Source organism: Prevotella sp. DNF00663, assembly GCF_001553265.1.
Classification (GTDB): Bacteria; Bacteroidota; Bacteroidia; order Bacteroidales; family Bacteroidaceae; genus Prevotella.
Window position 1 is genome coordinate 24,912 of sequence record NZ_KQ960588.1, and the last position, 26,118, is coordinate 51,029.

Sequence of the window (26,118 nt, forward strand, 5' to 3'; positions counted from 1 at the left end):
ATGGAATTTGCAAATAAGGAATATTTTATATTATTGATATTATTGATACCATATATCTTGTGGTATTTCTTATACAGGAAAGATTCTGAGCCAACTTTAAGGATGAGCGATACATTCGCTTATAAATATGTTCATAAGAGTTGGAGAATGCGACTTATCCATGCCCCTATGATATTAAGGTGTATAACATTTACATTGATTGTAGTAGCTATGGCGAGACCTCAAACTCGTCATTCATGGAATAACAAATTGGTAGAAGGTATTGATATAATGATGGCTATGGATGTATCAACCTCTATGCTTGCTGAAGATCTGAAGCCCAATCGTATAGAAGCTGCAAAAAATGTTGCTGCGGAATTTATTGCCGATCGTCCTAATGATAATATAGGCTTGACAATCTTTGCTGGTGAAGCTTTTACACAATGCCCTATGACGACCGATCATGCATCTTTAGCCAATCTCTTACATAATGTAAGAACAGATATTGCTGCGAGAGGCTTAATTTCTGATGGAACAGCTGTCGGTATGGGACTGGCAAATGCAGTTTCACGCTTGAAGAACTCCAAAGCAAAAAGTAAAGTTGTGATTCTGTTAACTGATGGTAGTAATAATATGGGTGATTTGTCGCCAATGACTTCAGCACAGATTGCTAAGAGCTTAGGAATAAGGGTATATACAATCGGAGTAGGCACCAATAAAGTTGCTCCCTATCCCATGAATGTTGCCGGTAGAGTACAATATGTAAATATGCCGGTAGAAATAGATACAAAAACATTACGTGATATAGCAATGACGACGGATGGGAACTTTTATAGAGCTACCAATAATAATGAATTAAAGCAGATATATAAAGATATTGATAAATTGGAGAAAACGAAGATGGATGTCAAGCAATTCTCTAAAAGATACGAGGCATTCCAACCATTCGTCCTTTTTGCATTCATATTCCTATTATTGGAAATACTCACACAATATATAGTATTGAGGAGACTTCCTTAAAGATAATAAAAAAATACTGATTGATTTTTTATGATTAGATTTGAAGATCCCACATATTTATGGTTTTTATGTATTATTCCGGCTTTACTTTTATGGCAAGGAATTGCATGGAAACAACGTAAAACCAAACTTAAACGGCTCGGCGATATAGCTCTTATTAAACAATTATCGCCAAACTATTCTAAATTGCGCCCTAATTTAAAGTTTTGGTTATTGTGTGCGGCCTTATTTATATTAATACTTATGTTAGCCCGTCCGCAGATGGGCACCAAAATTAGTCACGAGAAGCGGCAAGGGATAGAGACAATTATAGCATTGGATATAAGTAACTCTATGATTGCAGAAGACGTAGTTCCCTCTCGTTTGGCCAAAAGTAAACTTCTTATAGAAAATCTTGTCGACCATTTTAACAATGATAAGATAGGATTAGTTGTCTTTGCTGGAGACGCATTTGTGCAATTACCTATAACAAGCGATTATGTCTCTGCCAAAATGTTTTTGCAGAATATAGATCCATCACTGATAGCCACACAAGGTACTGACATAGCAGAAGCTATTAAAATATCTACTAATAGTTTCTCCCAACAATCAAATATTGGAAAAGCTATCATAGTTATTACAGATGGTGAAGACCATGAGGGAGGTGCTACCGAGGCAGCTAAAGCAGCCCATCAAAAAGGAATCAATGTATTTATCCTTGGCATTGGAGATCCCAAAGGGGCACCAATACCGTTGAGAGAGGGTGGCTATCTGAAAGATAATGCTGGTAATACAGTTATGACAGCATTGAATGAAACTATGTGTCGACAAATAGCCGAGGCAGGAAGCGGTACATATATACATGTCGACAATACCAGCGATGCACAAGAGAAATTGAATTCAGAACTTACTAAATTACAAACAGGGGAAACGGACTCTGTGATATACAGCCAGTATGCCGAACAATTTCAGGCTTTTGGTATTATTTTGTTGATTCTATTAATTATAGACGTTTGTATACTCAATGCAAAAAATCGACATTTGAAGTCTTACCATTTGTTTAAAAGAGAACATAAATGAATATAAATAAATTGATATTGTGCTGTTTGCTTAGTATCATAGGAAGCAATTCCATATATGCACAAGCTGATAGACGAAATATTCGTAAAGGGAATAAGGAATTTCATACAGATCAATATGTTCAAGCTGAAGTTTCTTATAGGAAAGCAATATCTCAAAATCCCCGTAATGCGCAAGCGGTATATAACCTAGGAAATGCACTATTTGCTCAACAAAAAGACTCTGCTGCGATTGTACAGTTTGAAAATGCGGGAAAGATGGAAACAAATAAAATCCGCAAATCTAAATCATATCACAATATAGGGGTTATATGTCAGAAACGTCAATTATATGCGGAAGCAATTGAAGCATACAAAGAGAGTTTAAGGAACAATTCTTCTGATAATGAAACTAGATATAATTTAGCTCTTTGTCAGAAGTTATTAAAGAATCAACCGCCCAAGAACAACCAGCAGAACAAAGATAAAAAAGATAAGGATAAACAAAATAAAAATAATAAGCAAGATAAAGATAAGCAAGACAAATCTAAAAAAGAGAGTCCAGACAAACAGAGTATGAGTAAAAGTAATGCAGAACAATTATTAAATGCTGCGATGCAACAGGAAGAGAATACTCAACAACGTTTAAAAAAAGCCATGCAACAGCCAAAATCTAAACAGTTGCAGAAGAATTGGTAACAGAAATAGTTGCCTATAAAAACATTATAATAAAGATATTTAATGACTAAGAGAGCATCTTTTTTTATAAGCGTATTATATATGATATTGTGGAACATGCAAAGTGTTGCACAAACAATTTCCGTCTCTGTTCCACATCAAGTAGCTGTTGGAGAGAACTTTAGACTCTCCTATACTATTCCAACACAAGACGTTAATGACTTTAGAGCTGGTAACATACCATCTGCTCTTGAGGTCTTGGCAGGGCCATATACATCTTCACAATCTAGTTATCAAATCATTAATGGACGAGCAAGTAGTTCATCATCCATCACATATACGTATACCTTATATGCAGCTAAAAATGGTATATATACAATTCCTTCTGCTGTTGCTATCGTTAATGGGAAGAAAATAGTATCACATGCTGTTAAAGTAGAAGTATCCGGACATGCCCGAAATACAACCAGTCCTCAGATGCATGAAGACAATAATGCACAGATGCGTAGTGCTGGTTCCCAAATATCGGGTAATGATTTGTTTATCAAAGTGAGCGCAAATAAAAGGGTGGTACATGAACAAGAACCAATACTATTAACTTATAAGGTATATACGTTACTTGATCTTACACAATTAGAAGGAAAAATGCCCGACCTAACAGGCTTCCATACACAAGAAATAAAATTACCACAACAAAAAAACTTCCATGTAGAAAAAGTTAATGGTAGGAATTATAGGTGTGTAACATGGAGTCAATATGTCATGTATCCCCAAATTACAGGGAAATTAACGATTCCTAGTATTACTTTCAAGGGCATTGTTGTTCAACAAAATAGAAATGTAGACCCATTAGAAGCATTCTTTAATGGAGGTTCTGGATATGTGGAGGTTAAGAGGAACATCGTTGCGCCAAGTATTGATGTACAAGTATTGCCACTTCCTACACGTCCCATGGATTTTTCCGGTGGTGTTGGAACTTTCAAAATATCAGCCCAATTAAATAAAAGCCAAATAAAGACAGGCGAACCAGTTCAGTTGCGTGTAGCTGTTAGTGGAGTCGGTAATCTAAAGTTGATAAAACAGCCTGAAATAAAATTACCAAAAGACTTTGATAAATATGCTCCTAAGATAACTGATAAAACTCAATTGACATCTCAAGGTGTGGAAGGCAGTATGGTATACGATTATATCATAGTACCAAGGAATGTTGGGCAATATAAAATTCTAGCTATAGAGTTTATTTATTATGATATTTCCTCAAATTCATACAAGACAATATCAACTCAATCATTCAACTTAGAGGTTTCAAAAGGTAATGGTACTAATAGTACGATTTCAGACTTCAGTATGAAGGAAAATGATATTCGAGATATTAAACGTGGGAATGTAGATTCCTACGATATACATCAAAGTTTCTTTGATTCTCTTAGTTATTGGCTATTCTTGATATTGCCTATTGTCACATTTGGCATATTATCAGTTGCTTTCAGGAAACAAGCAAAAGAAAATGCTGACATCATTGCTTCTAAAGGGAGAAAAGCTAATAAAGTTGCCAATAAGAGATTAAAGAAAGCCAAGAATTTAATGGAAGCCAATAGGGATAATGAATTCTATGACGAAGTTCTAAGGGCTTTATGGGGATATGTAGGTGACAAAATAAATATTCCTGTAGAAAAACTTTCTCGTGAGAATATATCAGAAAAGTTACAAAGCTATAATGTAGATGATGCTACCATCTCTATGTTCATTACAGCAATAGATGAATGTGAATATGAACGATATGCCCCAGGAGATGTAACAGGTAATATGAATAAGACTTTTAATGCAGCTATGACAGCCATTACAAATATAGAGAATGTCATGAATAAGAAGAGATATAATACTCATTTTATTATTCTGTTAATACTTCTTGGTTCATTACTTCCTGGTACTACTATAGCTGCAAATAAAGATACGGCAGATAAGGCATATATAACAGGTGACTATCAATTAGCAATCAAAGAATACACCCAGTTATTAAAGGGTCACAAAAATGCTTTGCTCTATTATAATCTTGGAAATGCTTACTATCGTACGAATGATATTACACATGCTGTACTATCATACGAACGTGCTTTACAATTAGAACCGGGAAATAAGGATATACGCTTCAATTTACAATTTGCCAGAAGTAAGACTATTGATAAAATTGCTGAAGACAATGAAATGTTCTTTATAACGTGGTACAAATCATGTGTGAATTTTACGAGTGTTGACAATTGGGCTTATATATCCATCATAGCGTTAATAGGATTTTTAGCATTCTTATTGCTATACCTATTCTCTAATAAATTATTATTCCGAAAAGGCGGCTTCTATGCTTCGATTTGCTTTTTATGTCTTTTTATCGTTAGTATGGTCTTCTCGTACCAGCAAAAATATAACCTGCAAAACTCTACAGGGGCAATAGTTATAAGTCCTTCGGTATCAGTTTATAAAACCCCTACACAAAATAATGCAAGTCAATTTATTATCCATGAGGGAACTAGAGTAGATATTATTGACCAAGGCATGAAAAATTGGTGGAATATTAAATTAGCTGATGGTCGTGAGGGGTGGATACCATCAAGTTCTATCGAAAAGATATAATTCTTATATAATGGATTACAGTAATATCAATCAGATTGATATAAATATATTACATAGCTTTAATAGCAGTAACAATCTGTTATTAGACCATCTCATGCAATATTCTACATTAGGGTATACATGGATTCCATTATACTTTGCAATATTCTTTCTCGTTGTCAAAAACAATGAGACTATGTTACAGATTTGTATAACAGTATTGGGAATTCTCTTTGGAGTTCTCTTAGCTAGTGGAACCGATAATTTGCTAGTTAAGCCATTGGTAGAGCGTCTACGTCCTATCAATGATCCATATATTAAATACACATTGGATATTCTAAAAGGGGTAGGCGAAAAAGACTTTAGCTTTTTCTCTGCACATGCAGCAAACACTTTTGCTATAGCCACTTTCATTTGTTGCCTGACGCGAAGCCTCTCCTTGAGTATTATCATGTACATATGGGCTATAATAAATTCCATTACGCGATTATATCTAGGACTTCATTATCCCAGCGATGTATGCATGGGCATGTTGTGGGGGAGTCTCGTTGGAATAATTAGTTATAAAGTGTACCATTATATATATTATAAATATTCACCCAAAATAAATTATATATCATCTCAATATACATCTACTGGATATAGCCATGAGGATATTGATGTCGTAATATCTATTTTCGTCATGTTACTAATCCTTTCATTAATTATTTCTGTTATATAAAAATGAATACAAAGAACATTCAAATAAGTGATTATACATACGATTTACCCGATGAAAGAATTGCAAAATTCCCTGTTAGTCCACGTGACCATAGTAAGTTACTAGTATATAACCATGGCACAATAGAACAAGACCATTTTTATAATATTTCTCATTGGCTGCCCCAAGGGGCTCTCATGGTATATAATAATACGAAAGTGATTCAGGCACGAATACATTTTCGTAAATCAACAGGAGCATTAATAGAAGTCTTTCTACTAGAACCTGCAAAACCGGCAGACTATGAACAGATGTTCCAGTCTGTAGGCAAATGTTCGTGGATCTGTATGGTCGGCAATCTGAAGAAATGGAAGAATGGAACTTTAGAACGAGATTTTGAAATTCGTGGATGTAAAATCACTTTAAAAGCTAATCGAAAAGAATTTGACGCAAACCACTTCTTACATTCTTCATTCAAAACTCCTAGTGCTGGATATTGGATTGATTTTGAATGGGACACAACGGGAGGTATAAGTTTTGCCGAGATACTACAAACTGTTGGAGAATTACCAATCCCGCCATATTTAAATCGTGAGACAGAAGAAAGTGATAAAACCACCTACCAAACTGTATATAGTAAAATTATGGGAAGTGTGGCTGCACCAACAGCAGGCTTACATTTCACAGATTCGGTATTAGATTCTATCAAAAAGTTAGGTATTGAAACCGAAGAATTAACATTGCATGTAGGAGCTGGGACATTTAAGCCTGTCAAGCATCCTGAAATAAAAGAACATGAAATGCACACAGAATTCATCTGCGTACACAAACAGACGCTCGTTAAATTATTAAATCATCAATGCGAAGCTATTGCTGTTGGAACAACGAGTGTTAGAACACTTGAAAGCCTTTATTACATGGGTGTGAAACTGGAACATGACAAAAACCTTACTGAAGAGCAACTGCACGTTTTCCAATGGGAGCCATATGAAAATGAGGTAGAAGGTGGGCTTATCAATCAGATTACCCCACAGAAGGCCATTCAAAATATCTTAGACTATCTAAATGAAAATGAACTGAATGCTCTTCATAGCAGTACACAAATTATTATTGCACCCGGCTATGAATATAAGTATGTAAAGATGCTCATTACCAATTTCCACCAACCACAAAGTACATTACTTCTATTGGTAAGTGCTTTTGTCAAGGGAAACTGGAAAACCATCTATGACTATGCCCTATCACATGATTTTCGCTTCTTAAGCTATGGTGATAGTAGTTTATTAATTCCATAATTCACATAGAACACATCATTATGAAAATAGGAGATAGAGTACGCTTTTTAAATGAAATTGGCGGTGGAACCATTGCGGGATTTCAAAGTCATCAGATAGTATTGGTTGAAGACGAAGATGGCTTCCAAATACCAGTTTCCAGATCTGATGTTGTTGTCACAAACATGGATGACTATAGCACATCAAGAGCCATCAAATCAAAAACAAATGCTTTAGAGAAGAAACAAAATCAAGAGCAAGAACATAAAAACCATAGTATCAAAGCATTACTTCATGAAGAAATAGCTGATGATGATTCTGATGACAGTAGCTTCTTCGAAGAACCGGAAATTACTTTCAAGAAACCTATTGAGGAGAGAAAGGGTGGGGATTTACTTAATCTATATCTAGCCTTTGTTCCCCAAAATCCGCTAAATATCACACAATCATCTTTCAAGGCGTACATCATTAATGATTGTAATTACTATGTGCAATGCGCCTATGCCTCTTTGCAAGAAAGCAATCACAATTTACGCTTTCAAGGAGAAATAGCACCCAATACTCAATTAGCTATTGAAGATGTTGATTTAGAAATGCTAAATGACCTTTCGCGCATATCACTCCAAGCTTTCTTTTATAAGAAAGAAAAGGTATTCATCGGAAAACCAGCTTTTAATATACGGCTAAAATTAGATCCTGTTAAATTCTATAAATCTCATGTATTTGTAGAGAATGACTTTTTTGAATCTCCGGCATTACTGTATCATTTAATTATAGATGATGAACCACTTGCTAGTTCTTCAATGAAAATAGCTAGTACTCTGGACTTTGCCACAGATAAGGATACTAAAAATGTTCAATCTCAAGATAAACGATTTATCAGACAGAAAGACTCCGATATCCTTGTTGTAGATTTACATGCTCATGAATTATTGGATACTACAGCCGGAATGAGACCAGAAGATATACGAGACTATCAAATGGAGAAATTCAATGAAATTATGGAGCACTATAAGAATCGACGAGGACAAAAAATAGTCTTTATCCATGGTAAAGGAAATGGTGTATTAAGGCAATCCATCATTCACGAACTAAATTACAAATATAAGAAAGTTCAATATCAAGATGCTTCATTTCTAGAATATGGTTATGGAGCCACCCAAGTAGTCATCAAATAATATTTATCATGAATTACGGTTTTATCAAAGTAGCCACAGCAATACCAAATGTACTTGTTGGCGATGCCAAATACAACACCGATAATCTTATATCAACTATTCAGCAAGCTGAAAATGAAGATGTTGAGATTATTGTGTTTCCAGAATTATCTGTAACAGGATATACTTGTCAAGATCTATTTCGCCAACAACTGTTACTAGATGCCGCTGAAGAAAATATCTCTCGACTTGTGAGTTCTACAAGCAATTTTGATATTATCAGTATTATAGGGGCTCCCATCTGTGTCGGCGACTTATTACTCAACTGTGCCATTGTTATCCAACGTGGACATATATTGGGAATCATACCGAAGACATATCTACCAAATTATAATGAATTTTATGAGAAGCGATGGTTTGCTTCTTCACAAGATTTACACGATACCACGATTCGATATGCCGGACAAAATGTATCTGTGACATCAACCCCTCAACTATTCCAAACAGCAGGTGGTGTCAAATTTGGCGTTGAAATATGCGAAGATGTATGGGCGCCCATCCCACCTAGTAACCAATTAGCCGTATGCGGAGCCGATTTGATTTTCAATTTATCAGCAAGCAATGATTTACTAGGTAAGCATCAATATCTGATGGCTTTGCTAAGACAGCAGAGCGCCAGAACTATATCTGGATATATATATAGCAGTAGCGGCTATGGTGAAAGTACACAAGATTTAGTCTATGGTGGAAATGCTATTATTTTTGAGAATGGGAGTCTCCTTGCAGAAGCAGATAGATTTGTGTTATCGCCCCAAATGGAGATGGCTCAAATCGATGTAGAACGTCTACGTACAGAGCGTCGCAATAATTCCACATTTGTCAATGCCCAGCGTCCAACTACCAACAACACTGATTCTAATAAGATTATCATCAATTGCAAAGAGATTACCCCTCGCCCATTTACATTAACTAGACAAGTGGATCCACAACCTTTTATTCCACACGAAGAGAATTTGAGTGCTGCCTGTGAGGAGATTCTGAATATACAGGTAATGGGGTTAGCCAAACGTTTACAACATACACATAGCAAACGAGTAGTTATAGGTATCAGTGGAGGATTAGATTCAACATTGGCACTCCTTGTATGTATCAAGACTTTTGATAAGTTAGGATTAGATAGAGCAGGTATCCTTGGTGTCACCATGCCGGGATTTGGTACGTCCGACCGTACCTATCACAATGCAATCCATCTCATGCAAAAACTTGGGATTGAAATTCGTGAAATCAATATCGCCAATGCTGTAATACAACACTTCAATGATATAGGCCATGATATCAAGGTACACGATGTAACCTATGAGAATTCTCAGGCTCGCGAGCGTACCCAGATTCTGATGGATCTGAGTAATCAGGTTGGTGGACTAGTCATTGGTACCGGTGATTTGTCTGAATTAGCATTAGGATGGGCTACTTATAATGGAGACCATATGAGCATGTATGGAGTTAACGCCAGTGTTCCCAAGACTATTATCAAGTACTTGGTAGAATATGTTGCAACAACATTAGACCAAACTGTACACGACATCTTATTAGATATCATTGATACACCGATTAGTCCGGAACTTACCCCGGCCGCTGAATCTGGGAACATCCAACAAAAGACGGAAGACTTAGTTGGTCCATACGAGCTACACGATTTCTTTCTTTACTATCTCTTGAGATTTGGCTTTAGTCCTAAAAAGATTTATCTGCTTGCATGTAAAGCTTTCAAGCCTGAACAATATTCTCAGGAAACCATCAAGCATTGGCTCAGAACTTTCCATTACAGATTCTTTACACAACAGTTCAAACGCAGTTGTCTGCCGGATGGTCCAAAGGTTGGAAGTGTAAGCCTCAGTCCAAGGGGAGATTGGCGTATGCCTAGCGATGCTATGAATCGTTTATGGCTAGAAGAATGTGATGAACTTTGACTTAGGAAAACTATATAAAGAAGGCTTCTTGCTATTATTCTGCAAGAAGCTTTCTTTATATATGAATATCATCTAGGAAATTTCTGTTTTAATCTTTTCCATCCTTCTACTCCCAGAATGGTAAAACCACCATATTGACATGTTTTTGCCAAGCCAAAAAACACCACCCATAGAACACCTTTCAAAGACGTGGATATAGGTAATGCCATCTGCCCAAAAGAGATGATATAAAAAGGTATACACATCAACAACACACATACACCTGTTTTAAAAGAAAGCTTTTGAAGCCAACTCTTAATTCGTGTCAGAACTTTTCTCATAAATAGAATAAAATAGGGCACAAACATAAGACTATATTTGTGCCCTAGATAACAATGTCTCTAAATTATGCGGTATATAACCATACTACGAAACAAATTATTATAAGTGCCAAAATCACTAGACAAGCGAAAAGTACATTGGCCAAGAACTTTCTTCTTCTCTTTGCTCTTGCAGCCCCTGTCGTCATATTGTAATGGCTATGACGATGTTTTCCGTTGCTGTGATGACGGTGATGCACATAATTCTTTTCTGTCGAATTTCTATAGTTATCTTCCATAATTATTTATTCCTTTTCTTTTGATATTACTAAAATCTGAAACTAACCTGCACATCTACCATATCATAATCATGCTTTGCTAGCGTTCTATCGTTTACTCTTGCGTACTCGGCCGAGATTTCTAAATTCTTAGTAAATTCATAATCTGCACCTATTTCATAAAAAGTCTTTGCAGAAGCCCATTCTCCTGTCTTTCTATAAAGGTCATAACGAGCTTTTACATGCATCTGCTTTTTAATGATGGGAGCTATTGCTAAAACGTAAAACCCGTCAGCTTTATTGCCATTACTGCTCAGAGTGCAATCTGAAGCAGTCTTGGAGTCTTGATAAGTCTTAGCAAAAGCATTACCAGTAGAATGGATATACTCCGAACGGAATGTCCAATCATTCACCACATATTCCCCACTGATAGCATAACGGTGTTGTGACAAACTTCTAATAGCTCCCTTATGTTCTACGGTATTGCCAACAGCATCTGTCTCAGACCAATCGCCTTTTCGGGCATAAGAGCCTTCCCAGCCGAATACACCTAGTCTCATACCAGCTACTGGCATTACCCATATACCACCAATGATATCCTTACGTTGGTCTACATCTTTTACATTGATACCCTGTCCATTAAAGATACCAACCTGATAATGTAGCAAATTACGGCCATTTGAGTTCTTCAAGAAATCACCTTGCAGCTGAAGACCTATATCCCTACCATTAGAACTATGTGCTCCAACTCGATCATTAAAGCCAGCTAAACTTGTAACATTCTGTGCATAGCCCATAAAGCCTTGGTCAACCGGATGCATAGGGTTCTCAAAGGTAAATGGTCGTTTAAATTGTCCCAACTTCACTTTAAAGTAACCATATTTTTGCCATTCTGCAAACAAATCTACAATACGAGGACTACTGCCCAGTGTAGAAGTGTTACCATTCAACTGAATTTGCGCTTTCCATGCTACATCATTAAGAATTCTACCGTCAAGAGAAACCCTGACCAATCGAATATTAAAGGAGTTAGCTTTCGCACCACTCTGTCCACTATACTGGTATTGCGTGATACCATACCCAGACAACTTTAAATTGTTGACCCAAGTTGCTTTACTTTCTTGCGCTGATGCACCATAAGATGCCAATACAAGTAATGATGCAAGGATTTCCTTTTTCATAAATAAATGATTAACGATTTTCTATTTTCGTTTAGTGATTAGTGCAAAAGTAACCATTTTTTTTAATTCATGCTATTTTTTGCAGGAAATTCCTTGTTCTAATTAATGTTGCAAAATTGCACTTCCATCCCTGAATTACGAGAATCCCAAAAGAGTTCCTAGCTGATATGTGAGTGCAGAGACTACCCATGCCAATCCTGTTGTATATACCGCTGTGAAAATAGCCCATTTCCAATTACCAGTCTCTCCTTTGATTGCAGCTATCGTTGCAATGCAAGGGAAATAGAGTAACACAAACAACAAAAAACTATAAGCGGCTAAGGGGGTAATCCCATCTGCTACCATCATTCTTCTCAAACGCGTATATTTTGCTGCATCAGAGTTATATGAATCATCATCAGCAAAACTACTGTCATCACTATAAAGCACTCCCATGGTGCTGGCCACGATTTCCTTTGCCCCAACACCTGCTAGCAAACCAACATCTAATTTCCAATCAAAACCTTGAGGACGGAATATAGGTTCTATAGCTTTACCTATCCTGCCAATATAGCTCTGTTCTTGTTGCTGACTAGCAGACAATTCATCATGATGCGGAAAATATCCTAAAGCCCATACTATAATGCTTGCCACCAAGATGATACCACCCATTTTTTTTAGATATTGTTTACCTTTTTCCCATGTATGTCGACCAATTGCTTTCCACGTAGGGAAACGATAGGGGGGAAGCTCCATCACAAAGGGGGTGTCTTCTCCTTTCACTAGTACTTGAGAATATAGCCGACCGATAATTATTGCCATCAAAATTCCAATAAAATAAAGTGACATCATAACGGTAGAGCGGTATTCGGCTGCAAAGAATGTCCCTATAATCATAATATAAATAGGCAGTCTGGCCGAGCAACTCATCATCGGAAGAACGAGCATGGTAATAAGCCTAGAACGTCTACTCTCAATGGTTCGCGTAGCCATGACAGCAGGAACATTACACCCAAATCCCATTATCAATGGAATAAACGACTTTCCATGCAATCCCATCTTGTGCATAAGTTTATCCATTATGAAAGCAGCTCTGGCCATATATCCCGAATCTTCCATGTATGAGATAAAAAAGTAGAGAATCAATATCTGCGGTAGAAAGACTATCACAGCGCCAACACCACCAATGATTCCATCGGAAATCATGGCTTTCAGAGGCCCGGCTGGTAACACCTCACTTACAGTTTGACCAAGCCAAGTAACTCCCGCCTCAATCAAATCCATCGGATACTGTCCAAGGGTGAATGTTACTTCAAACATCAACCATAAGAACAATATGAATATAGGAAATCCTAAATATCGATTGGTTATGATACGATCGAGCAGGTGAGTAGTCTGGTAAGTGTCTTTCTTATTACCTGTTGAATAGAGGGCTTCTTGCAATGCACCATGGATAAAACCATATTTAGCATCCATAATAGCCGTTTCACTGTCTACTCCAGTTTCTTCTCTCACTCTATCTTCAGCCTTTTTGCGTTCTGCAAAGATTTCCTCATCTTTATCTAGTGTTTTAATATACGATTCTACATCCTGATCATGTTCTAATAGTTTGATAGCCAAATAACGAGTAGAATACTTCTGACGAAGATCTATATTGCTTTTTAGATAATGCTGAATATGCAATATACCTGCCTCTATCTCGTGTCCATGATTGATATGGATATGGCGAAAATGTAGATTATCTCCTTCATTTCCCTCATACATATCAACTACCGCATCTAGGAGCTGATTGAGTCCACGACCATTCGTAAACGATGTCGGTATCATAGGTATCCCGAAGAGAGTGCCCAATTTGTCTTCATCAACATGGTCGCCCCGCTTCTCTACCTCATCATACATATTGAGTGCACATACCATACGTAAGTGCATATCTATCAATTGGGTTGTAAGATAAAGATTGCGTTCTAAATTACTGGTATCTATGACATTGATAATAACATCTGGCATCTGCTCTATAATCTGCTTCCTTACATACAATTCTTCCGGACTATAAGCAGATAGACTATAAGTTCCCGGTAAATCTACCAAATTGAAATGGTATCCTCGATGTTCGGTATGGCCCACTTTAGCATCAACAGTTACACCGCTATAATTACCGACACGTTCATGTGCGCCCGAAGCAAAATTGAATAGAGAAGTCTTACCACAATTCGGATTGCCCACCAAAGCCACATTGATAACTCGCCTTTTGGCTATTGCTGCCAACTCTAATTCGTCATCAGAAACATGTAATTCGTTTTCCGGAACAATAGAAGTTGTATAATCTTTATCAGAACTAAAAACTTTAGCCTCCTTCTCACTCATCACTTCTATCATGGAGGCTTCACTCCTACGCAATGAAACTTCATATCCCATGACCTTATATTTGACGGGATCTTGTAGGGGAGCATTGAGTAAGACCTCTACTTTTTGCCCTTTGATAAAGCCCATCTCTACGATGCGTTTTCGGAAACCGCCGTGTCCTGTTACTTTTATAATGATACCGTATTCGCCGGTCTTCAGATCTGATAACTTCATATTCCAATATCTATAACATGCAAAAGTAAACAATAAACTTTGCTTTTGTTTTCTTATAATTCCATTTTTTATATAAAATACCTATTTATAGGTATAGACATCTAGCTGCAATTGCGTATATTTGCAATATCTATTATTACGTAAATTTAAAAGAAACATGAAACTAAAGCTACAATATATATGGTTTTTCCTCCTGATCGTGGCATTCCCAAATGAGATTACAGCCGACGACAGTATTCCATTTAAGTACTATGGGCATATATATTTTCAATCCGCTATCAACGACACCATTCCCTGTCAACTCATTTTCGACACAGGTGGTAACAATCTTTGTTGCATAGACTCAGTGTTCTTCGCACACTCCAAGTGGCATACTCGTAATATTCAAAAAGCAAATATTGGGGGAGGAGCCGGAAGGCTAACCGTTCCTCTCATTTACGAAGACACCCAAATAAAACAAGGAGCATCCAATGTGCCATATCCTTATATTCCGGTAATACGGTTAAGAGATATTCTTGACTGCCATGCAGATGGTCTTGTTGGTATTCAAGGGCTTCATCATCGTCCCTATGAAATCAATTTTGAGCATCAATATTTTAAATTCAACACTGAATTACCAAAAGACTTATCCTCGTGGCAACGCGTTTTGGTGCGCTGCCATAAACAGAGAATATTTCTCTATCTTTCCGTTAAAATAGGAGATAAGACGATTAAAGGATGGTACTTGATGGATACTGGAAGCGGTGGTACCATTGATTTTACAGCCCATACAACTTCCACTTATCATTTAGATTCCATCCCACGAAAGAAACGTATAACCGATATTACTAATTTTGGTGTGGGCAGCAAGGAACAGGAATACTTTGTTGATATAAAAGCAGATCAAATTCTTTTATTAGGAAACGACACCATCAAGAATTGTACAGTGTCTTATCTCCCCGAAGGAGTAGGGGCTTTTAGCAAACAGGAATGGCTAGGAGTAGTAGGCAATGGGATATGGAGCGACTATAATATCATAGTAGATGAAGAAAGAGGATACCTTTATTTAAAACGATTCAATAAAGAAGAGAACAGTGATGTCAAAGGCTATGATTACGGATTTCGAAATCGTACAGACATTTGCGATGGCTGGATAGTTTCCTCATTGGTAAGAGATGGGGATGCACGTAAGAGTGGTATAGAAATCGGAGATACCATCGTTGCCATTAATCACAAACCAGTAAAACGCCTCACATGGGACGAGGAATGGGAGATAGACGACACACCAACTCAAGAAATTGAACTAAGAGGAAAGAATGGACACGCTAAACGCATCTTCCTAAAAGCGAAAAATTATTGGAAAGACGAGGAAGCGAATCACCCAACATACACGAAAATCAAAGTCAAAGAAAACTCTCAACAAGTATTTTCCAAGCAAATACCCGCAGGAGATTACAGTGGAATCAGCTATTTAGGCAATAATAGATATGCCGTCGTAGACGATAAGGCAAGCCCCGATGGTTTCAGTATCTTTCATATAAATATTGATTCTATCTCCGGAACCATTCAAAACATAGAATTAGAAGCTATCAAAACAAGTGGGCGACCGAATAGAGATGGAGAGGGCATAGCCTACTGTAAAATTCGTAACTCGATTTTTATATCCGGTGAAAAAGATAATGTCATTAAAGAATATGATTTAAATGGACAACTCTCTGGTAATAATGTATTTATACCAGATTCTATAAAGCAAAGATTAGATAGCAATAGAGGGCTGGAATCTCTATCATGGAATGAAAATACACAACGCCTTTGGACTGCAACTGAAGCTGAAGATTGCCGAATGATAGAATATGATAGCAACTTAAGGCTTATCAATGTATGGAAGTACAAAGTTGATCAAGCCACATCAGCAAAGAACTATGTAAATGGTGTTAGCGAAATATGTGCTTTAAACGATGGCCGTTTGCTAGTGTTAGAACGAGAAGTCATGATTCCGGAAAAGAAGATCGGAGCATGGGCAGAATGTAAACTCTATGAGGCACGCCCCATCAATAGACAGTTGGAAAAGCATCTACTAACTAAGTGGAAGACTAAAATGAACATTACAAACCATTCTTTTGCCAACTACGAAGGAATGTGCCTAGGCCCTAAACTAGTTGATGGGGGACAGGTATTGCTATTGGTCACCGACTCCCAACATCGCTATAAAGGCATGCTCAAAGATTGGTTCAAAACCATCATAGTATATATATGATATATTTGCAAAAACTCCGCAACATTACTGCATGGAAATAACAGTATTACTGCGGAGCCTGTTCAACGATGCTGCCTATCCTTTGCAGCAAAGTCATAGTAAAGATTAACGATGCCGCCTGCCTGTTTTTGGTTTCCAAGCTTGCGGAATATCACCTCTCTTTATATGTTCTGTAGGATAAGAAGATTTCTTCTTTCGTCCAGTGGCTTTATCTACCGCACGTTCCTCATAGCTACTACCACCCGGTCGGTCGCTATATCTTACATTCTTTTTATAACCGCTATTCGATGCAGAACTACCGTTGGGATACAGTCGCTTGATTAATTCCGGACGCCCAATACGTACCAATTCTTTCTCGATATTCCGCCTCTCTTCCGGTTTATACCAGAAGAAGAATTGGCGTTGAGCCAACTTTTCCTTAGGAGTCTTGGCGCTAAAGACCGGTTCGAGTGTATATGGATCATATCCAGTATACCAAGTTTCGGTAGAAATAGTCATTGGGGTAGGGGTGAAGTCTTGCACTTGCTCTAAGTGAAAATCCAAATCTTTCGTCTTAATAGCAAGATCAGCCATATCTTCTTCCTCGCATCTGGGATGGCTACTGATAAAGTATGGTATAATCTGTTGTCGCAGATTTTCTTCTCGATTAATACGATCAAATATCTTCTTAAACTCATAAAATTGAGTAAAGGAAGGCTTTCGCATCAACTTAAGCACATTATCACTTGTATGCTCCGGGGCTACTTTCAATCGGCCACTGACATGTTTCGTTATCAGCTCACGCGTATATTCCTTGGCCGTCTCATTGATTTGTTCATCTTTACTACGATGCAGAAGAAGATCGTAGCGTACTCCGCTACCAATGAAACTCTTTTTGATGCCGGGCAAAGCATCTACAGCTCGATAGATTTCTAGTACTTTACCATGGTCTGTATTCAGATTAGGGCAGACCTGAGGATGGATACACGAGGGACGGGCGCAATGCTCGCAAGCCTTCTTATTGCGTCCTCTCATACCATACATATTAGCCGAAGGACCGCCCAAATCGGACAAATACCCTTTGAAATCGGGCATTTGCGTGATGTGTTTCACTTCATTGATGATACTTTCCTTCGATCGACATACAACAAATTTACCTTGATGGGCAGAGATTGTACAGAACGAGCAACCGCCAAAACATCCCTGATGCATATTCACAGAGAATTTTATCATCTCATATGCAGGAATCTTCTTGCCTTTATATTTGGGATGTGGAAGTCGCGTGTACGGCAAATCAAATGTAGCATCAAGTTCCTCTGTCGTCAATGTGGGATACGGAGGATTCACAACTACATATTGATTGTCAACCCCTTGTAATAGTCGTTTGGCATGAATACGATTAGACTCTTCTTCTATGTGTCTATAATTCTCGGCTTCAGCCTTCTTATTGCTCAAACATTCTTCATGGGAATGCAACACAATATCGTCCTCGGAGATACCATCGGGAATATCTTTTTCTTTAGTTAAATATACAGTTTGAGGTATAGAGCGGATTTGTTTGATAGCCAATCCGTTATTCAAATTCTCACTAAGTTGCAGAATAGACTTGACACCAGCACCATACAACAACAAATCTGCACCACTATCGCAGAGAATACACTTACGCAATCGGTCTTGCCAATAATCATAATGTGTGAGCCTTCGCATGGAAGCCTCAATCCCACCCAACACTACCGGCACGTCAGGGAATAACTGTTTTAGTATCTGTGTATAGACTATTGTCGGGTATTCGGGCCTACAATCATGACGGCCATCAGGACTATATTCATCAACGGAGCGTAAACGCCTATTGGCAGTATACTTATTAACCATCGAATCCATACATCCCGGGGAGACTCCAAAGAAGAGGCGAGGGCGTCCTAACTTCTTAAAATCTCGATAATCCCCATGCCAGTCAGGTTGAGGAACGACAGCCACACGATATCCCGCAGCTTCTAAACTCCGGCCAATCACTGCAACACCAAACGAGGGATGGTCTACATAGGCATCTCCGGAGAATAAGATAACGTCTAATTCGTCCCATCCACGTAGAAGACACTCTTTCTTTGTCGTGGGTAGAAAGTCGGTTAAATTTGGCTGTGTATAGCCCTGTTTACTAAAAATAGTACTCTTATCTATCAAGGTATTTACTATTAATCAGTTACTGTCAGAGGATCTACATCGAGCTCTGATTCACTCTTCTTGTCTTTCCAATCTACATACAACAAGACCAAATTATGCAGTCCGATAGCTTTCATATTGCTATTATAAATGACATCAAGACACAAATCGAGTAACAGTTTGTCTTGTCCGGCCTCTGTTTCTAAAATTGCTCTGGTATTAAACTTTAGTTTATCTAGCACGGTTTCATCTATAATTCCATTGCTATCTACTAAATTGCGAAGGAGCTGATACTTATCAAGCGTCTCTAAATGAGCTTCGCTAATCTCAATACTCCTTGTACCTGATTGATTTGCTTGAATCTTATACATATACTATTTATTTTCGGTTTTATCAACAAATTGGAGAAGTCCCTGCATGATGAGTCCTTGTTGTGATTTAGACTTAATGCATTCAAATGGGAATCCTAACGTTATACAATTGTAATCTTGTCCATTATATGCAACACTTGCACTACTTCCATCGCCATATAGCATTGCGGAAAAAGCATCGGTAGATGCAGGTTGCAATACATCGGTAGATGTTGCAGCATAATGTATAGGATTAAGTGTTCTATAAATCTCCATGCGATTGTTAAGTCCCGATACGATTGAATCATTTGTTTCCGTATTGGAACGTGCGTATTGGAGCTTTAATACACGTGCCAAAAATGCACTATCGGCTAGAGATTGACTGTCACTACCATTATAACTGCCACTGACAATCAAGCCCACATGCGGTTTTTGAGTAAATACTGTTAACAATTGTTGCCACTTAGAAGAGAACACCTTATAATTCTTCAAGGCATGAGGTACATATTTCTGCAGGCCATTTACCAAGTCTACAATATCATATTCTGCTAGATTTACCATGCCAGTTTCTACAGCAGAAGCCGTAGTACTCACGACATTATATTGATGCGCTGTAGATATAGCTGCAACATGGGCTGATACATTGTCAAAGTTGTTACCAGCAATAAGGTGCCCTGCAAGTTCATCACTGCCATACCCAAGTCCTCCCGGCCCCTCTTTTCCCATCTTTGAACGGTCAAAATCTTGTTGTAATCCATTCCAACCGGCATATAGTCCTCTTTGGGTTCCGGGGTCTTCTTGCAAATCAAATCCTTGTCGAACACCATCGTCAATAACTGCCGGAGCCGATAACCGATCGAAATGATCAACAACCAAAACTGTCTTCTTATCCGAACCAACTGATATGCTAGACAAGACCGGTGTCGGAAAACTTTCTCCACCGCTATTGACAGCAGTTACTTTAAAACGATATTGCCTGCCGGGCACAACGTTTATTACACAAGAATTCGTCTTAATATTCATACCATTATCGAATCCATGCTTCCCGATAGCTTGATAAATATTAAAAGATGTAGGCGCAGCAGTAGGTTCTAATGGATCGAAAGTTGGCAACCATGATAGCTTGACATGAGTTGCATCTAATATCTGAATACTAAAATTCTGCGGAGATAGGGGCTGCACAATGCTTGGGCGCCCATGATTAGTATTAATAAACCGAAGTATTGTCTTGTATACAGAACGCGCTAAAGTAAACTTAAAATTAGGGTCTTGCGCCAATACCATATCGGGAAAATTTTGATGAGATAGCATCTCTAGGATGGCAGAGGGCATCTCCGGATTACGGGTCTCGGAATAATTACGATCCCATAAATAACGAATAGCCCACTGTTTTCCAATCGTAGCAGACAAATCTCTATTTAATCCATCAAGTAAGGACTTTGCAAAATCTCTAGAAAGCAGTCTACTGACACCCGACGAGAGTTTCCCATCATTAAAATTGGTAGTGTAAATTGCAAGCGAACCAGTAAGAGATTTGCCATCAGATTCAAAACCTGCATCGCTGTGAACTGCCAAACTTAATTCCATTGGAACCTTCAGCCCTTCTTTTGTTGGTACAAAACAAGAGCCTCCAGCCAACCAATTGGTCATATATGAACGGGCATTAATATCATCACTATAGTCGTCTTGTCCGTTCTTGCTACTATAAATAGAGTAGGGGGCACCTGCCCATTGTGCATAATACCTAGCCCCTTCTAAAGCTCTCGGAAGTCCACTGACAGTAGTTCCTCGGCGAATGTTTCCCATACCGCCGCCAAATCGGACTGCATCGGACGTTACTACCCCACGTTTTCCGGATTGATTGGTAAGCACAACACGATTTTCTTCACTACATCCAGCATCGAAATTAAACGTACCTAAATATACCCAAGTACCTCCACCCATCGTTTGGTTGACGCGGAACACAGTCTTCTCACCTTGGTGATACACAGTGTAATGAGCATCAGGAACGCTATTCGGTAATGTCTGGTAAGAAACATATACAGCATATTTGCCCGCTTCTTGAATCTGAGGTTGATATGACAATAGAGAGAAGTGTTTATTACTTTTTGTAGACTTAGCCATTTTGGCAGTTCCGGCTACAAACGGATTCTCACCATCAGCATAAGAACCGGCATGCCATGCAAATCCTTTTTCTTTGCTAGTCTTCCAGTCATGCTTAACATTCACTTCAAGATAACGGACACCGGGATTTACATCATCATTATCTACAATATATTCTTGCTTTTGCCAATCACGCTCCCTAGGAGTAAATATCACAGCACCAGCATTTTGCAACATAGGAATAAGATAAGGAACTACGATTGTTTGAGTAAACAAATCCTCTGTAGTTCCAAACAAATTAGGGCGTTGCCATTCCCATATTTGCTTGTTGTTATTGAAATACCTACCATGACTGGCCCAAACAGAGATGTGCTTATTATAAAGTCCATGATATGGTTCACAGGGCTTCGTCACTTCCGACACCCATGGAGTACCATCATATTCGATGCTTCCCCAAAGGTTTCTAGACTCCACACTCGAAATCTTGCTGTCTTTTGGTAAATATTCTATAGGTAAATTATTAACAAGAACCTTGAGGGTATAATCTTTAAATGTACGTGGAAGCTCCTTCCTAATAATTTTATAGGTCTTGCCAACTTGCTTCGGAGTAACATTTAGTTGGGCATAGATATTCCTCAAGGAAACTATTACCGACTTTGCCCGGTTATCCACAGATATATTCGACACGTAATTCTTATTATTGTCGAGAGTTGGTATATCTCCAAAATATCCATACAATCTATTATTGATAGACGCATTTAACTTAATTGTCTCTTGAGAGAATCCCTCAAAAGACAATATACAAGAAGCTATCAATAATATAATCTTTTTATTCATCAATAACCAAACTTCTGCGGGTATTTCCCTACAAAAGAAGAGTAATATTGCTTAATTTCAACAATATCCTTGTCAAAATCTCCCGTAGGAATAAATACTTTCGTACACTCTATTATTTTCTTCTGATAATCCACACCATAAAGCAATATAGGAATACCGGCTTTCAAGGCTATGAAATAGAACCCCTTTTTCCAATCCGGATTGTAAGAGCGCGTACCTTCCGGTGTGATGCAGAGTTTGAATTGACTGGATTTGATTGCCGTATTGGCAAGATTATCCGTCATACTGGAATGCTTATCGCGCCATACTGGAATACCTCCCATTGCTTTAAACAGATTACCCAATGGCCAAAAGAACCACTCTTTCTTCATTAAGAAATTGATTTTGAAGCCTTCTGCACGAGAATATATTTGCCCTAAAAAGAAATCCCAGTTACTTGTATGGGGAGCTAAACAGAGTATATACTTATCAGGATGCGCAATAGTTATGTTCTTCTTCCATCCCAGATATGAGTATAAATACCAATTACAAAATTTTCTAAGCATTTGAAATGTTGCAGAGTAAATTAAGCGAGATTATTAATTTGGTCTATTACCTCATCAATTTGTTGATTGAAATCTTTAATTAAAGACTTGAAGTAAACCTTACTCTTCATTCCGGGCTCTACATGGGAAACTCTTCGAATATAGTTACTATGAATGACTATAATCGACGATAGCAAAGCATCCATATTGTCACGATTGACATGATGCCCATTATACAAAGAAGCAGCAATGCACTCTGAGAATAATTCACTGCAAATGTAGTTGATTGTACGCTTAAGAACTCGTTTGTTTGCCATAATTTTTCTTGTTAGAAATCCGTATCATGTTTTGTTATATGCCAAAGGTAGGAAAAAAAATGGAAACGTCAAGTTATATAGTCCACAAAATATTCTAAATGTATGATTTGTCTATAAAATCCTTTATCATCTCAATTAAAAACGCTATTTTTGCACTGATAAACGATATATCATATCACTTAAATAATTATTTTATTGTTAACTATGGAAATTAGTGCATTGCAGAAAGAAAGAGCTGGTTACCAGCCAAAGTTGCCTAAAGCTCTTCAAGGTGCAGTTAAAATTAAGGAAGGAGAACCTACACAAAGTGTAGACAATCAGGAAGAAATCAAGAAATTATTCCCTAACACTTACGGAATGCCTCTCGTAGAGTTTATTCCGGGTGATGAGAAGAATTCTTTGGAAATGAATGTTGGTATTATTCTTAGTGGTGGTCAGGCTCCCGGTGGTCACAATGTGATTAGTGGCTTGTTTGATGCTGTAAAGAATTTGAATCCAAATAATCGCTTATATGGTTTCTTGATGGGCCCCGGTGGCTTGGTTGACCATAATTATATTGAGATTACTCCGGAATTCCTTGATGAATATAGAAATACGGGTGGATTTGATATGATTGGTTCCGGCCGTACAAAGCTTGAAAAAGAAGAACAATTTGAAAAAGGACTTGAGATCATTCGTGAGTTGAATATCAAAGCTATCGTAATCATCGGTGGTGATGACTCTAACACAAACGCATGCGTTCTCGCAGAATATTACGCAGCAAAGAAGTATGGTGTTCAAGTGATTGGCTGCCCCAAAACAATTGACGGTGACTTAAAAAATGACCAAATTGAAACTTCTTTCGGTTTCGATACAGCAACAAAGACCTACAGCGAGCTGATTGGCAATATCGAACGCGATTGCAATTCTGCACGTAAATATTGGCACTTCATCAAATTAATGGGTCGCTCTGCATCTCATATTGCTCTTGAATGCGCTTTACAGACACAACCAAACATTTGCTTAATTTCTGAAGAAGTGGAAGCAAAAGATCAGACTCTAAACGACATCGTTGAGCAAATTGCTTCTGCTGTTGCCTCTAGAGCTGCTCAAGGTCAGAACTTTGGTGTTGTTCTTATACCAGAAGGTCTTATTGAGTTTATCCCTGCAATTGGACGTTTGATCCAAGAATTAAACGATCTCTTAGCTGCTCACGGTGATGATTATAAAGACTTAGACAAAGCTGCTCAAAGAGAATATATCCTGTCTCATTTGAGTGAAGCTAACAAAGCAACATTTGGGACCCTACCAGAAGGCGTTGCAAGACAATTGAGTTTGGATCGTGACCCGCACGGAAATGTACAGGTATCATTGATTGAAACAGAGAAATTGATTTCTGAAATGGTTGGTGATAAACTAAATCAATGGAAGAAAGAAGGCAAGTATGAAGGCAAGTTCTCTCCATTGCACCATTTCTTTGGATACGAAGGACGTTGCGCAGCTCCTTCTAATTTCGATGCAGACTATTGCTATGCATTGGGTACAAGTGCAGCTCTCTTGATTGCAAATGGTAAGACTGGTTACATGGCAATTGTGAAGAACACCACAGATAAGACTGATAACTGGAAAGCTGGTGGCGTTCCTATTACCATGATGATGAATATGGAAAGACGTAATGGCGAGATGAAGCCTGTTATTCGTAAAGCTTTGGTAGAGTTGGAGGGCGAGCCTTTCAAATTCTTTACAGCTAGACGCGACAAATGGGCTAAGGAAACTTGCTATATCTATCCCGGCCCTATCCAGTATTGGGGTCCATCTGATGTATGTGATCAAACGACTAAGACACTTGCCTTAGAACAGAAATAAAAATTATATATGAAATCATTGGGTAGAGCAGTGTGTCTCTACCCAATCTTTTTATGAACAAGAGAGTCTCTACACAAAGGAAACCATCTGCTATACGCCCAAATCGTAAACGAAATAAGGGAATAAAGAGAAAAAAGAAACACATCTTTTCTTTTCTTCATAATTTACCTAAACGTGCTTATTGGTTTGGTGGAATAGGGATTGTACTTGTTTATGTATGGATTTTCTATTACTTCTTCGTAGGACCAACAGGCTTTAGATGGAGGGCATTATATGGAGATACACGTTATCCCTCTGGCTATGAAATACATGGAATAGATATTTCTCATTATCAAGGATATATTAATTGGGACAAACTCCAAAATGCAATGATTGAAGGATGTCCACTTCGATTTATCATAATTAAATCGACAGAAGGCGCTTCTGAAATCGATGAAAACTTTGAAGAAAATTTCAGTCGAGCTCGTGAGTATGGCTTCTTGCGTGGGGCATATCATTTTTGGAGTGTCAAATCTACAGCTCGCGAACAAGCAAACTTTTTCCTTAAAAAAGTGAACTTACTGGATGGTGATTTACCGCCAGTACTAGATGTTGAGAAGAAACCCAAGAATCAAAGCACTGAAGATTTCCAACAGGACATCCTTACATGGTTACATATTGTTGAAGACAGATACCATGTAAAACCCATCATATATACATATTATAAGTTCAAAGAGGCTTATCTGAATGCTCCGGTGTTTGAGGATTATCCATATTGGATTGCACATTATTATGTAGATAAGGTAGAATATAAAGGAGCATGGAAATTCTGGCAGCATACAGATGCTGGTAGATTACCGGGAATTAAAGGGTATGTAGACTTTAATATTTATAATGGCTCATTCTATGATCTTAAAAAACTAACCATTGGTAATGATGAGTGGTAGAGCATTAGTCATCTATATTAATTTATCATAATACAGATTATATTACAAAAAGGGCTTTACCGGAAAATAGAATATTATTCTTATTTTACTTAAAAATATTAATTG

19 protein-coding genes are annotated in these 26,118 nt (G+C 37.9%); 11 read left to right on the forward strand and 8 right to left on the reverse strand.

The annotated features are described in order from the left end of the window. From HMPREF3034_RS00555 to HMPREF3034_RS00590, 8 genes are all read left to right on the forward strand, one after another. A complete protein-coding gene (locus tag HMPREF3034_RS00555; protein ID WP_062432382.1) occupies positions 1-999 on the forward strand; it encodes a vWA domain-containing protein in 999 nt (332 codons plus the stop codon). Positions 1,000-1,029: 30 nt separating this feature from the next. Beyond that, a complete protein-coding gene (locus tag HMPREF3034_RS00560; protein WP_062432384.1) occupies positions 1,030-2,058 on the forward strand; it encodes a vWA domain-containing protein in 1,029 nt (342 codons plus the stop codon). Next, a complete protein-coding gene (locus tag HMPREF3034_RS00565; protein WP_036898655.1) occupies positions 2,055-2,735 on the forward strand; it encodes a tetratricopeptide repeat protein in 681 nt (226 codons plus the stop codon). The genes HMPREF3034_RS00560 and HMPREF3034_RS00565 overlap by 4 nt, the downstream gene beginning before the upstream one ends. Positions 2,736-2,777: 42 nt before the next feature. Next, complete coding sequence (locus HMPREF3034_RS00570) at positions 2,778-5,342, forward strand: BatD family protein (RefSeq protein ID WP_062432387.1); 2,565 nt, start codon at positions 2,778-2,780, stop codon at positions 5,340-5,342. Between the two features lie 175 nt (positions 5,343-5,517). Then, on the forward strand, positions 5,518-6,042 hold the full coding sequence (locus HMPREF3034_RS00575; protein WP_231725573.1) for a phosphatase PAP2 family protein: 525 nt from the start codon (positions 5,518-5,520) through the stop codon (positions 6,040-6,042). A gap of 2 nt (positions 6,043-6,044) precedes the next feature. Next, positions 6,045-7,316 (forward strand): S-adenosylmethionine:tRNA ribosyltransferase-isomerase, encoded by a 1,272-nt coding sequence (locus HMPREF3034_RS00580; RefSeq protein WP_062432393.1) that lies wholly within the window; start codon positions 6,045-6,047, stop codon positions 7,314-7,316. A 20-nt stretch (positions 7,317-7,336) separates the two neighbouring features. Further along, positions 7,337-8,473, forward strand: coding sequence for a DUF2027 domain-containing protein (locus HMPREF3034_RS00585; RefSeq protein ID WP_062432397.1), 1,137 nt, complete (start codon positions 7,337-7,339; stop codon positions 8,471-8,473). Between the two features lie 8 nt (positions 8,474-8,481). After that, positions 8,482-10,422: an NAD(+) synthase gene (locus HMPREF3034_RS00590; RefSeq protein WP_062432400.1), complete on the forward strand. Its 1,941-nt coding sequence runs from the start codon at positions 8,482-8,484 to the stop codon at positions 10,420-10,422. A 68-nt stretch (positions 10,423-10,490) separates the two neighbouring features. On the opposite strand, the gene HMPREF3034_RS12890 is transcribed toward HMPREF3034_RS00590, so the two are convergent. From HMPREF3034_RS12890 to feoB, 3 genes are all read right to left on the reverse strand, one after another. Beyond that, complete coding sequence (locus tag HMPREF3034_RS12890) at positions 10,491-10,742, reverse strand: hypothetical protein (RefSeq protein ID WP_036898703.1); 252 nt, start codon at positions 10,740-10,742, stop codon at positions 10,491-10,493. A gap of 307 nt (positions 10,743-11,049) precedes the next feature. Then, positions 11,050-12,180 carry a porin gene (locus HMPREF3034_RS00600; RefSeq protein ID WP_062432403.1) on the reverse strand — a complete coding sequence of 377 codons (1,131 nt, stop codon included), beginning with the start codon at positions 12,178-12,180 and terminating at the stop codon, positions 11,050-11,052. A gap of 135 nt (positions 12,181-12,315) precedes the next feature. Continuing rightward, positions 12,316-14,736, reverse strand: a complete 2,421-nt coding sequence (feoB, locus tag HMPREF3034_RS00605; protein WP_036897530.1) for a ferrous iron transport protein B — start codon at positions 14,734-14,736, stop codon at positions 12,316-12,318. Positions 14,737-14,893: 157 nt separating this feature from the next. Here feoB and HMPREF3034_RS00610 point away from each other — a divergent pair, with 157 nt between their 5' ends. Then, entirely contained in the window at positions 14,894-16,972 is a 2,079-nt protein-coding gene (locus tag HMPREF3034_RS00610; protein ID WP_062432406.1) for an esterase-like activity of phytase family protein, read from the forward strand. Positions 16,973-17,077: 105 nt separating this feature from the next. Here the strand turns inward: HMPREF3034_RS00610 and HMPREF3034_RS00615 are convergent, their stop codons facing one another. The 5 genes from HMPREF3034_RS00615 to HMPREF3034_RS12895 are packed head-to-tail and all read right to left on the reverse strand — an operon-like array spanning position 17,078 to position 23,242. Then, positions 17,078-19,132, reverse strand: a complete 2,055-nt coding sequence (locus HMPREF3034_RS00615) for a YgiQ family radical SAM protein (RefSeq protein ID WP_231725574.1) — start codon at positions 19,130-19,132, stop codon at positions 17,078-17,080. Between the two features lie 11 nt (positions 19,133-19,143). Continuing rightward, positions 19,144-19,482: a hypothetical protein gene (locus HMPREF3034_RS00620; RefSeq protein WP_036897533.1), complete on the reverse strand. Its 339-nt coding sequence runs from the start codon at positions 19,480-19,482 to the stop codon at positions 19,144-19,146. Positions 19,483-19,485: 3 nt separating this feature from the next. Then, positions 19,486-22,401 carry a golvesin C-terminal-like domain-containing protein gene (locus HMPREF3034_RS00625; protein ID WP_036897535.1) on the reverse strand — a complete coding sequence of 972 codons (2,916 nt, stop codon included), beginning with the start codon at positions 22,399-22,401 and terminating at the stop codon, positions 19,486-19,488. After that, the gene (locus HMPREF3034_RS00630; RefSeq protein WP_036897537.1) at positions 22,401-22,946 is read right to left on the reverse strand and encodes a 1-acyl-sn-glycerol-3-phosphate acyltransferase; all 546 of its coding nucleotides are present in this window, start codon (positions 22,944-22,946) and stop codon (positions 22,401-22,403) included. Before HMPREF3034_RS00630 ends, HMPREF3034_RS00625 begins: the two co-directional genes overlap by 1 nt. Positions 22,947-22,966: 20 nt before the next feature. Further along, positions 22,967-23,242: a hypothetical protein gene (locus HMPREF3034_RS12895; protein WP_036897540.1), complete on the reverse strand. Its 276-nt coding sequence runs from the start codon at positions 23,240-23,242 to the stop codon at positions 22,967-22,969. Positions 23,243-23,446: 204 nt separating this feature from the next. Between HMPREF3034_RS12895 and HMPREF3034_RS00640 the strand changes: the two genes are divergently transcribed. Together HMPREF3034_RS00640 and HMPREF3034_RS00645 are read left to right on the forward strand one after the other, a co-directional pair. Further along, positions 23,447-25,087 (forward strand): diphosphate--fructose-6-phosphate 1-phosphotransferase, encoded by a 1,641-nt coding sequence (locus tag HMPREF3034_RS00640; RefSeq protein WP_062432409.1) that lies wholly within the window; start codon positions 23,447-23,449, stop codon positions 25,085-25,087. A 53-nt stretch (positions 25,088-25,140) separates the two neighbouring features. Then, on the forward strand, positions 25,141-26,013 hold the full coding sequence (locus tag HMPREF3034_RS00645; protein ID WP_052052856.1) for a glycoside hydrolase family 25 protein: 873 nt from the start codon (positions 25,141-25,143) through the stop codon (positions 26,011-26,013). The last annotated feature ends 105 nt before the right edge of the window (positions 26,014-26,118 follow it).

Excerpts from the sequence above, each read along its gene's own strand:
- HMPREF3034_RS00630 (WP_036897537.1), bottom strand. The coding sequence starts at position 22,946 with ATGCTTAGAAAATTTTGTAATTGGTATTTATACTCATATCTGGGATGG.
- HMPREF3034_RS00640 (WP_062432409.1), top strand. The coding sequence starts at position 23,447 with ATGGAAATTAGTGCATTGCAGAAAGAAAGAGCTGGTTACCAGCCAAAG.
- HMPREF3034_RS00565 (WP_036898655.1), top strand. The coding sequence starts at position 2,055 with ATGAATATAAATAAATTGATATTGTGCTGTTTGCTTAGTATCATAGGA.
- HMPREF3034_RS12890 (WP_036898703.1), bottom strand. The coding sequence starts at position 10,742 with ATGAGAAAAGTTCTGACACGAATTAAGAGTTGGCTTCAAAAGCTTTCT.
- HMPREF3034_RS00590 (WP_062432400.1), top strand. The coding sequence starts at position 8,482 with ATGAATTACGGTTTTATCAAAGTAGCCACAGCAATACCAAATGTACTT.
- HMPREF3034_RS00560 (WP_062432384.1), top strand. The coding sequence starts at position 1,030 with ATGATTAGATTTGAAGATCCCACATATTTATGGTTTTTATGTATTATT.
- HMPREF3034_RS00580 (WP_062432393.1), top strand. The coding sequence starts at position 6,045 with ATGAATACAAAGAACATTCAAATAAGTGATTATACATACGATTTACCC.
- HMPREF3034_RS00620 (WP_036897533.1), bottom strand. The coding sequence starts at position 19,482 with ATGTATAAGATTCAAGCAAATCAATCAGGTACAAGGAGTATTGAGATT.
- HMPREF3034_RS00585 (WP_062432397.1), top strand. The coding sequence starts at position 7,337 with ATGAAAATAGGAGATAGAGTACGCTTTTTAAATGAAATTGGCGGTGGA.
- HMPREF3034_RS00610 (WP_062432406.1), top strand. The coding sequence starts at position 14,894 with ATGAAACTAAAGCTACAATATATATGGTTTTTCCTCCTGATCGTGGCA.
- HMPREF3034_RS00625 (WP_036897535.1), bottom strand. The coding sequence starts at position 22,401 with ATGAATAAAAAGATTATATTATTGATAGCTTCTTGTATATTGTCTTTT.
- HMPREF3034_RS00600 (WP_062432403.1), bottom strand. The coding sequence starts at position 12,180 with ATGAAAAAGGAAATCCTTGCATCATTACTTGTATTGGCATCTTATGGT.
- HMPREF3034_RS00570 (WP_062432387.1), top strand. The coding sequence starts at position 2,778 with ATGACTAAGAGAGCATCTTTTTTTATAAGCGTATTATATATGATATTG.
- HMPREF3034_RS00575 (WP_231725573.1), top strand. The coding sequence starts at position 5,518 with ATGTTACAGATTTGTATAACAGTATTGGGAATTCTCTTTGGAGTTCTC.
- HMPREF3034_RS12895 (WP_036897540.1), bottom strand. The coding sequence starts at position 23,242 with ATGGCAAACAAACGAGTTCTTAAGCGTACAATCAACTACATTTGCAGT.
- HMPREF3034_RS00555 (WP_062432382.1), top strand. The coding sequence starts at position 1 with ATGGAATTTGCAAATAAGGAATATTTTATATTATTGATATTATTGATA.
- feoB (WP_036897530.1), bottom strand. The coding sequence starts at position 14,736 with ATGAAGTTATCAGATCTGAAGACCGGCGAATACGGTATCATTATAAAA.
- HMPREF3034_RS00645 (WP_052052856.1), top strand. The coding sequence starts at position 25,141 with ATGAACAAGAGAGTCTCTACACAAAGGAAACCATCTGCTATACGCCCA.